We start from the raw sequence: 10,005 nt of genomic DNA, 5'->3' as shown, positions 1-10,005 counted from the left end.
GAGTTCAGTTGCGGGGTGCGGCTGCATCGGCCGCGCGCTTGGCCTTGAGCTCGCTGTCCATCCGAAGCTGAACGCTGGGAGGCTGCGTGGTTTCGAAGATGCGAGCAGCGTTGAGACGATCCTCAAACGCCTGCTTCAGATTTTCCATTTTCACGCGACGGGTCTGCAGGAACGGCTCCACCGATCGCGGATGCATCCCACGATCGAGTATCTCGGTGGCGATCGCATAGAGTTCGGCGTTGCGTTGCCGGGCGAGCAGGATCAGCTCGTCCTTGAGCCTGGCATTCGCGCGGACGATTTCGACCTCCTTGCGGGCATTCTCCGCAATCAGCGTCTGGCGGCGAAGCTGCGCCTCGAGTTCGGTGATCCGCGCCTTGTCGCTGACCACCGCCGGAGTTCCGGATACGGTCTGCGCGGTCGCCGGAGTGGCTGCCGCGGCAAGCGCGGCGGAAAGCAGGAAAAGCTTGATCATCGCGCCCTCCTCAGAACCGGGTGTTCAGGTTGATCTGGAGCACGTCGATCGCGAGCGGGGGCCGGTTGATCGAATCCGAGCTCAGATAGCGCAGCTCGATCCCAGTGTTAGTAAAGATCCCATACTCGGCCTCGAGCACATATCCCTTGACGTCGGTGCCCCCCAGGCCGAACTCGCCATCGGTGAACAGGTCGAGCACGGCATCGGTCTCGATCCGCTTATACGCCGCCGCCGCGCGCCACTGGCCCGGCCGGGTGATGCTCGAATAGCCTGCGTCCAGGCGCACCTGCCAGCCGAGGCTGCCCGGCGTCACGCCGGGTTCGCCGCGCAGGCGGGCGACCTGGGCAGTGTCGAGGCCGAGATTCTTCACGACCTCGCCCGTCAGGCCAACCCCGATCTCCCCGGTCGAATAGCGGATGCGCCCCGTACCCGCGACCAGTTCGTAGTTGGCGGCGAGCCCGGCCAGCGTCGTGGTGCCGTCGGTGCGCATGTTGAACACCGAATTGCCCCTTGCGACGATTGCGGGGGCGCTCCAGTCGTTGAGGCGCGAACCATCGGCTGGGTTCTTCATGCTCTGGAGATTGTCGTAATAATAATAAGCGGCCGCCAGCTTTGCCGAGATGCCGTCGGTCAACGGCGCTTCGACCCCGATCTGACCGGCATAGAGATAGCTGTCCGCGAACCGTTCGCGCTCCTGGAGCGGCAGCACGCCAGCGGTTGCGAAGGCGCCAATGCCATTGTTGAATTGATAGCGACCGGACAAAACCGCACCCTCGGGCCGGATGTCGGGGTCCCAGACCATGTCGGTGGAATAGAAGGGATTGGGCATCCGCCCGACAGTCAGGTCCACGCCCTTGGCCGGGGTGAAGCGCGCATAGATATTGTCGATCCACACGCCCTTGGGATCATAGAAGTCGCCCAGCAGCGATCCCGTCGACACCGCGCCGGGCACCTGCCCGCCCGCCAGGCCGAACCCTACCGCCACATTGGGACTGACGGTGGCCTCGACGTTGAAGCGTCCGCGGAACTGCGCCCGCTTGCGGTTCACCGTCGAGTTGAGCAACGGGAATCCGGCCGCGTCGGCGACTCCACCGGCAGCGTTGATCGCGGCGACATCGGGGAAGAACGGGAAATTGTCGGGGTCGAACCGTTCGCTCTGGAAACGCACGCGGAAATCGCCTGAGAGCTTGACCGCCTTCACCCATGCCGGAAGCGCATCGGGCGCCAGCAGACCGCCTTCGCGCGCCTCCTTGAGCATCTCGGCCTTCGCCTCGGCCTTGATCTCCTCGCGGACGACCTGGGGCACATAGGCGATGTCGACCGCAGGCTGGTTCGCCGCGACTTCGCGCTTCTGGCGCAGTTCGGCGCTTGCCCGCGCGCGCTCCAGCAGGCCCTGGGCCTTTTCGCGGGAGATCAGCCCTTCATCGACGAGCAGTTGCAGCAAGTCGAAGCCGATGTCGTCGACCGCCTGGGCGGACGCGGGCGTCGCGCTCGTCAGGACCAGCGCAGTGAGGCTCGTTCCAATTAAAAGCTTGAAGATGTTCACGTTTCTGGACCCCCTAATGATCTCGGATCAACTATTTGCGTTTCAGATCGATCGTCATGTTAGTCGCGGCGCCGACGCCCGCCGGCCGGGGCCGGTTCATGGGCGAGAGTCTGTTCAGGACATCGCGGATCGCGGCATCCAGCGATGCGTCGCCGGTGCTCGAACGCAGCCGGGCGGAGCCGAAGTGCCCGTCCGCTTCGATCGCCACCGACACCGCCAGACTGCCGCGCGCCGCGCGCGTCCGCTGGTCGCGCTGAAGCGCGCGGGTGATGTGCAGCGCGATTGCCGCTTCCCAGTCCCCACCGCCACCGCCGGCGCCACCACGTCCGAACAGCCCCCCGCCCTGCCCGGCGCTCAGGCGGAAGCTGTCCGATCCGGCATCCGCCAAACGGTTGAGCCCGCCCTGCTGCGTGCTCTGGGACGGCGGCAGTTGATCGGGCACCGTGGCCGGCGTGGCGCTGGGCTTTTCCGCAACCGTCTTGTTCAGTTCCACCGGGACGACAGGGTCCGGCTTGACGACCGGTTCCTCTTTCACCTCTTCGGGTTCCGGCTCCGGTTCGGGACGCTCGGGCGCCGGTTGCGGCTCGACCTGGACGATCTGAACCACACGGTCCGTCCTCGGCGCCGGCACCGGGCGCGGCCACAACAGGATCGCCAGCGACACGGCGGCGCAGAGTGTCAGGACCGCGACGGCGATCGGGGCGCCATGTTCGCGCAGACGCGCAGGGACGGACCGCATCATCGCGTCGCGCCGACGCAGGGAGGGACGGTGCCGCTCAATTGCATGTCCACGCCCAACGGCGCGCCTCGTCGGATCGGCGGATCTGCGCGTCCCGCGCCGATTCCGCGGAGCCGACCTGCCCGCCGCGCCTATGGTCCGCGGCGCATGGGTCGCCATCGGCAGAGCCGGTGACGAGCGCCCACGCGCCCAGGAGCACGACCCAGGCGGAAGGCGCCAACGCAATCATCACGATCAGGCAGGGACCGCAGAAGACGCGGCTGGATGCGGCGCGTGTCATCGTCACGTCCTCGGCTTTTCGCTGACCAGGCCGATCTGCGAGATGCCGAGACGTCCGCACACGTCCATCACTTCCATCAGCCGCCCATATTGCGCGACGCGGTCGCCCCGCACCACGACCGGGAACTCGCCATCGGTCGCGCGCAGTGTGCGCAGCGCCGATTCGAGCTCGGGAATCGTGACGGGCGAAGCGTCGAGATAGATCTGCCCCGCGCCATCGATCGTCACCGCGCGCGTCGAGGGCTTTTCCAGGCTCACCGACGAGCTGGCCTTGGGCAGCGCGACCTTGATCCCCTGGACCGACATCGTCGTCATCAGGATGAAAATCACCAGCAGAACGAAGGTGAGGTCCACCATCGGCGTGATGTTGATGTCGTCATACGGCTTGGGCCGCCGATTCCTGCGCTTCATCGCGGCCTCCTATCGGGCCGGCGAGGTCAGCGAACCGCCGGGGCGGTAGCTGTCTGCGATGCGCTTTTCCAACTCCTCGGCAAAGACGTCGTGGGAATCGGCGACTTCGTCCAGGCGACTGTTGAGATAATTATACCCGAACAGCGCCGGGATCGCGACGGCGAGCCCCGCCACCGTCGCCACCAGCGCCGCGGCAATGCCTGGCGCGATCGCAGTGATGTTGACCTCTCCCGCAGCGGCGACCCCCGCAAAGGTGATCATCACGCCGATAACGGTGCCCAGCAGCCCCAGGAACGGCCCGCCGGAGATCGCGATGGTCAACAGCACCATCCGCCTGGACAGGCGCTGCTCCTCTTCGACGCGGGTCGCGTCGAGCATCGCCCGCACCATCGCCACCGCTTCGGGCACCAGCAGCCCGCCGTTGCCAAGCCGGCGCGCTTCGCCGAGGCGCAGGCCGAGTTCTTCCTGAGCGGCGGTGAAGATGCGCCCCAGCGTCGATGCCGGCACATCCTTGCCAAGCGGCAGTTCGGCCAGCGCCTTTGCACCGTCCGGCGCGATGACCGCCTGGCGGAGTGCCTTCAGAAATTTCCGGTTCGCCGCCAAAGTCCGGCTGATCAACTGCGCCTTGGACGCCATCACGACCCAGGAGACGCCGGCCATCAGCGCAAGCAGCGCAATGATCAGCCATGCGTCGGGAGTCAGCGCGCCTACCAGAATGCGGGCATAGCCGACCGACTCGGTTCCCCGCTGCTCCGCCGTCGCGGCCACGGTGGAAAAGCGCGACAACGGCCCCTGGGACTGCGCCTGCACCGCGAGGAAAGAAGCGGAGCGCGCCGTATTGGCCCGCCCGACCTCGTCGACGGTCCCGGCAAAGCCCGGAGTCTCGCCATAGCCGCCGATCACCTCGGCCCCTCCAAGCGCCGGAAGGCCGCCCGTCAGCCGCGCCATTTCGCTGCCGTTGACATAGAGGATCACCTGCTTGTCATCGGCAGTGATCGCCAGATGCGCCCAGGTGCCCGGGGTAAGCGGAGTCCGGGCCGCGGCCTCGGCGGCGCCGACGCGAATGTAGGGCAGGCCGCCGCGGGTGCCGAGCGTCAACCGATCCGGCGACGCTTCGTCGCCGCTGCCGAATTTGGTGTAGATCACGGTATCCGCCGCTCCGGCTTCTAGATCGGACTTGAGCCAGGCCGACCAGGTCATCTGTCCGCCTGGCTGGATGCTGAGCGACTGGCTCGGATCGATGTGGATCTGACTGCCCGGCTTCAGCGCGAGCCCGCCTGCAACCACGCCGTCGACAACCGGGGCGACCCCGGCGACCGACACCTTGTTGCGATTGGCAGTCAGGTCTGCCGGGATGCCATTCGCTTCGCCGAAGTGAAGGACCAGCGCCTGCTCGCCGTCGAACGAGGCGGAGGCGTTGTTGGCGGCGGTGCCGTTGCCGCCATAATACATCCAGATCTCGCGGGGCTTGCCGGCCACCAGTTCGGGCACATCGACCCAGATCAGCGCGATTTCGGCCGCCGGATCGAAGCGTTCGACGTGAAAGTTCAGCGGCGTCTTGTCGTCCGCCGCGACGAAGCGGATGTCGCTGCCGTCGGGTTTGAACTGCGTGAAGTCGACCGTTCCGCCGTGCAGGCGGACGAGCACCGGCACCCGGTGCAACGTCTCCTTCAGCCCGGCGACGGCGGATGCGTCCAACGTCACCTTGCGGCGATACTGCCAATCCTGGCTCCACCAGGCCAGTGCCGGCACGGGAACCGCCAGAGCCAGCATCAAGACAGCCATCAAACCACGTTTCATCTTGTTCATTCCCCCTCGTCGCTGCTTTAGAACTGCGTCCACAGCCGAACCTGTGCGCGAACCGAATCCGCGGCGTCCGTGACCGTGCTTCCCGGTCGCAGCAGCGGCGCGGCCAGCAGAGTGGATAGGTTGACTCGCCCGAATGCGCGGAGCGTCAGCCCGGCGCCGACGCTGACCAGGCCGGTCGAGGCGTTCTGATCGCTCAGCGGGTCATAGATGCGGACGAGACCCGCGTCGGTGAACGCGAACAGGCGAAGCTGATCCATCCATTTGGCAGGCGCGATGTTGGGCGTGTCTACCTGGAACTGGACGGATGCGCCGTCGTCGCCGAGCTCATGGCTTTCATAATAGCCGCGAACCGATTCGAGGCCGCCGATCGAAAATTGCTCGTTGGCGATCAGCGGCCTGCCCGCAAATTGCCCGGCAAAGCGCGTGCCGACGCGCCAATCGCCCCTCAGCCGGTGAAGATAGCCGGCCTCGGCCCTGAGCGTCAGCCAATTGGCGCTGGCATTGTAGCGCTTGAGGCGGAATTCGCGCTCGGTTGCGTCCAGTCCGCGCAAGCCGGCGGTGAGCGTCAGGCTCATGTCGAAATCATATTCGGGCTGGTGCCGCGCCAACGCATATTGCGCAGTCAGCGGGACATAATCGATCGGGGTGTTGGCCGAATCCGATCCGACCACCAGATTTTCGGTGAAGTTCTTATAGTCGAGGCCGAGCGTGAGCTGGTGCTGCCACGCGCTGGCCGGATCGCCGCTCGCGAAACTGTAGAGCGCGCGCAGCCCGGCAATGTCGCCGGTGCCGATCACGCCGATCCCGCCGACGGCCGTCACGTCGCTGTCCGAATGCACGCCATAGGCGACGAAGGACAAGGGCGTGCCGAGCACCGGCACGACATAGGACGCCGACGCCACCCAGGATTCGGAAGGCGCCTCGGGCGAGAACTGCCCCTGAAGGTTGAGGCTGTGCTCGCGCTGGAACAGATTATTGTAGCTGAGCGATCCTGCGACGCGCAGCCGGCGGGTCCTGCTGCTGGTCCGGTCGTTAAGCTCGATCGTCCCGCTGAACGGCGAGCTTTCCTCGACATTGAGGTCGACGTCCACCGTGTCGGGCGCCGCCCCGCGACGCAGGGTCGGCGTGATCGAGCGCAGGGCCGAGCGATTGGCCAGGGCAAGCTGCCGCGACACCTCGCCATAATTGGGGACGGTGCCTTCCTTCAGCTCCGGCAGCCGGTCTCTCAGATCCTGGGGCGAGAAATGCCGCGCCCCGACCACCCGGACCTGCCCGATGCTGAGTTCGACCACCTGGAACGCGACCACGCCGCCGCGCACGTCCTGCTGCGGGATTTCCACCGCGACGGTTTCGAAGCCACGGTCGCGATAGGCCTTTTCCAGCGCAGCGCGTGCCGCCTCGATGTCCGAGATCGTGCGCTTCGGCCCCAGATAAGGAAGTACCGCGCGCTCCATCTCCGTGCGCGGCAGCGTGCTGTTGCCCAGCACGCGATAGCGATAGACGTCGACCAGCCGTTCGGGTGGTGTTTCTGGCTGCGGCGCCGATTGTGCCGGCGGCTCGTCCTGCGCCCGCGCCTGACCGGACGCCGCAGCCATCAATCCGACCGAGGCCGCTCCCAATATGCAGACCCCCAGTCCTCGGTCGAATATCCTGTCCATCCCTGCCCCGCCCCAGATGTTTCCCGGTACAATCAAGTGCTTGACCCCCACGATCAAAACACCTTCGACACGCGCATCATGTATCGGCGGCCCACATAGCCGTCGGAATATTGGCTGCTCCACGGGTAGTTGCCGAGGCGCGAGTAGCTGATCCCCTCCCCGACGATCGGCGCCTTCTGGCCGGTCAGGTTGCGCACGCCGAACAGGACCTGCCAGGTCTTGGCGCTGTAGGAAAAGAACAGGTCGTGCGTGACGAAGGCATCGACCGATGCTTCATAGGTCGCGCCGTTCGCATAGCCGCCATTCAGCTGTCCGGTCTCGCCATATCGCCCGATATTGCTCGATGCCCCGGTGAAGTTGAGCGTGTAGGCGACGAGCCAGTTTCGGCGATGGAACCGCGTGTTGAAATTGCCGACCAGTCGGGGATAGCCGAGCATCCCGACATATTCCTGCACCTCGTTGCCCGCAAACGGCTGGATCTTGTGCTCCAGAATGTACGAGGCCAGCAGATTTGCGGACAAGGTTCCGCTGTTGAACTCATGCTCATAGTCGCCGGTAAAATCGATGCCGGACGAACGCTCGGTCGGGATGTTGACGAAACGGGTATCGATCGTCTGGACACCGAAATCGACCGGATCGCGCTGGAACAGGCTGCAATAGCCGCTCGTCGGGAAATCGTCGGCATTATAGCAGGCGTTGACTGCGCCCGCGCCCACATTGCTGATCTGGTCCGTGATCTCGATCCGCCAGTAATCGACTGCGATCTGGAGCCCCGAGCGGGGCGGGGTGAGCGCCAGCCCCACGGTGCTTGCCGTCGATCGCTCCGCCTTGAGCTGGTCTCCGCCGCCGTTCATCTGGATCGTCACGCGGTTCAAACCACCGACAAAGGCGGCCGGAAGCCCCGCGGCAGCGCAGTTCTGGCGGATAAGGTCGTTGGTAAGCAGGAAATTGCCGCTGCTGTCGGTCTGGTCGAAGCCGACACAGGGATCGACATCCGCCTGTTCCAGGAAGCCGCGCTGGTCGTTGAGATATTGTTCGTACAGCGTCGGGGCGCGGAACGACGTGCCATAGGTGCCGCGCAAGCGGATGGTGTTGTTCACCGCCCAGTTGAGCCCGACCTTGTACGTCCCGGCGCTGCCCACGCTCTGATAATGGCTGAAGCGGCCCGAGACATTGAGCTTCAGATCCTCGATCAGCGGCACGTTGCGGATCAGCGGTGCGTCGAACTCGCCATAGACTTCGAACACCGTGTCGTCGCCCTTGGTCCGCCCGGCGGTGGCGCGGCCCCAGATATTATGGTCGGTCGAAAGCGTACCCGGACGATCGTCGATCGCGTCATGCCGGACCGTTGCGCCGACAGCGGCGCTCAGCGGGCCGTGGGGCAGCTTGAACAGGTCGCCGGTCGCGGAGAATTCGGCGATGGTCTGCGAATAGGAGGTCCGCCCTTCGTCGCGCGTGAAGTAATAATCGCGCATCTGCTGCGTGAACTTGCCGTCCTCCAGCACGTCGCGCGAAAACAGGTCGAGCGGTACGCATCCCGCCGGCGCACCCGTGCCGCACACGCCCCCCGCGAGCGGACTGAAATCGCTCTGGTTCGTGCCCGTGCCATAGGCGACGCGATCATTGTAGATCGCATCGGAGGAATAGCGGCCCTTGCTGAGCGAGTGCGAGGCATAGGCGTCATAGGACCAGCCGAACAGGCTGCCGCGCCCGCCCAGCACGCCACGATACACATCGATATCCTGCTCGCTGGTCAGTTCGTACAGCACCTGCGGCCGGGCGATCAGGCCCACTTCGCCATACTGCTCCAGCCCCGGCACGATCGCGTCGCGCAGCGGATTGATCGTGGATTTCCGTGCATAGAAGGGGCGAAAGACCGAGAAGCCGACCTGTTCGGACTTGCGCTTGGAATATAGGAGTTCGGTGTACAGTTCGACATCGATCCATTCGGGCCGATATTCACCCTGTACGAAAACGCTGCCGCGCTGCATCGGCGAGAACACCGTCTGGCGAAGCTGCCGGGAATCGGCATAGCTGAGCTGCGCGAGCCCCCCGACCGGCGCGAAGCCCGACACATTCTGGTTCACCGCGCCCGGGCGGATGGCGTAGACGTCGAACAGCCGCGGCACGCCGGTCGCCTCGATCGGGTAATAGGCATAGACCGAGCCTTCGGCCGACGTGTTCAAATAGCATTTGTAGCTGTTGGTCACGGGATCGATCAGGTCGGCGCGCGATCCGTCGGGCTTATAGTAGCGATGCTCCGGGCAGGCGAAGTTCGCGCGCTGCGCCATCGTCAGCCGGCCCTGGTTGTAATAGTCCGCGGCGATCGAGACGCGCCCCTGCGAGAAAGAGCGCCCCCATGCGCCATTGAGCGAATAGGCCCCCGCCCCGCCCCCGTGAGTGATCGTGCCGAGCGCACTGAGGTCGAGACCCTCCACGTTCGAGCGCGTGATCGCGTTGATCACACCCGCGACGGCATCCGATCCGTAGACCGAGGATGCCCCGTCCTTCAGCACTTCATAGCGCTGGACGATCGTGGCCGGGATCACGCTCAGATCGACCGGGCCGACCGACCCGCCGACACCCGAAGGCGGCAGGCGGCGGCCGTTCAGCAGCACCAGCGAGCGCTGGTCGCCCAATCCGCGCAGCGACACCGTGTTGATCCCCGCGCCACCGCCGACGAGATAGCCGGTATAGGTATTGTTGACCTGCCCCGCGCTGGCGGCGATCGGCGTGCTTTGCAGGATCTCTGCGGCAGTGACCCTGCCCGATTCCGCGGCCCTTGCGGTATCGATCACGGTTACCGGCGACGTCGAGGTATAGATCGTGTTCTTGATACGCGATCCCGTGACCACGATCGCACCCTGATCGGCAGCGCCGCCCGCCTGCGCCTCGGGCACGGTCGCGTCTGCCACGGGTTCGGGCGCCTTCTCGGTCGCGTCCTGTGCCTGGGCAATGCCCGCCGAACAGAGCGCGAGCGCGGCTGTTCCCATCAGAAACGGGAGCATGGCGCTGCGCGGATTCCGGATATAGCTCGTCAATGTGTCCCCCTGAACTTTTGGCGCGCGCGTTGGCGCAGAAGCGGCGGCCC

7 protein-coding genes are annotated in these 10,005 nt (G+C 65.5%); all 7 read right to left on the bottom strand.

What is annotated here, in order from left to right; all coding sequences use genetic code 11:
- Positions 1 to 4 precede the first annotated feature (4 nt).
- The 7 genes from TS85_RS03905 to TS85_RS03870 all read right to left on the bottom strand — a co-directional run bounded on the left by TS85_RS03905 (position 5) and on the right by TS85_RS03870 (position 9,907).
- Complete coding sequence (locus tag TS85_RS03905; RefSeq protein WP_044330542.1) at positions 5 to 472, bottom strand: hypothetical protein; 468 nt, start codon at positions 470 to 472, stop codon at positions 5 to 7.
- Between the two features lie 10 nt (positions 473 to 482).
- Positions 483 to 2,018 (bottom strand): putative porin, encoded by a 1,536-nt coding sequence (locus TS85_RS03900; RefSeq protein WP_044330541.1) that lies wholly within the window; start codon positions 2,016 to 2,018, stop codon positions 483 to 485.
- 31 nt (positions 2,019 to 2,049) lie between these two features.
- Positions 2,050 to 2,760 carry a hypothetical protein gene (locus TS85_RS03895; protein WP_044330540.1) on the bottom strand — a complete coding sequence of 237 codons (711 nt, stop codon included), beginning with the start codon at positions 2,758 to 2,760 and terminating at the stop codon, positions 2,050 to 2,052.
- Between the two features lie 279 nt (positions 2,761 to 3,039).
- Positions 3,040 to 3,447 carry an ExbD/TolR family protein gene (locus TS85_RS03885; protein WP_044330537.1) on the bottom strand — a complete coding sequence of 136 codons (408 nt, stop codon included), beginning with the start codon at positions 3,445 to 3,447 and terminating at the stop codon, positions 3,040 to 3,042.
- 9 nt (positions 3,448 to 3,456) lie between these two features.
- Positions 3,457 to 5,232, bottom strand: coding sequence for a DUF2341 domain-containing protein (locus tag TS85_RS03880; RefSeq protein WP_162184690.1), 1,776 nt, complete (start codon positions 5,230 to 5,232; stop codon positions 3,457 to 3,459).
- 41 nt (positions 5,233 to 5,273) lie between these two features.
- Positions 5,274 to 6,851, bottom strand: a complete 1,578-nt coding sequence (locus tag TS85_RS03875; protein ID WP_052507718.1) for a ShlB/FhaC/HecB family hemolysin secretion/activation protein — start codon at positions 6,849 to 6,851, stop codon at positions 5,274 to 5,276.
- 116 nt (positions 6,852 to 6,967) lie between these two features.
- On the bottom strand, positions 6,968 to 9,907 hold the full coding sequence (locus tag TS85_RS03870; protein ID WP_162184689.1) for a TonB-dependent receptor plug domain-containing protein: 2,940 nt from the start codon (positions 9,905 to 9,907) through the stop codon (positions 6,968 to 6,970).
- Positions 9,908 to 10,005 lie beyond the last annotated feature (98 nt).

Origin of the sequence: Sphingomonas hengshuiensis (assembly GCF_000935025.1) — a bacterium.
Classification (GTDB): domain Bacteria; phylum Pseudomonadota; class Alphaproteobacteria; order Sphingomonadales; family Sphingomonadaceae; genus Sphingomonas; species Sphingomonas hengshuiensis.
Note: the sequence above shows the minus strand (reverse complement) of the source record. Positions and strands in the feature narration are given on the sequence as shown.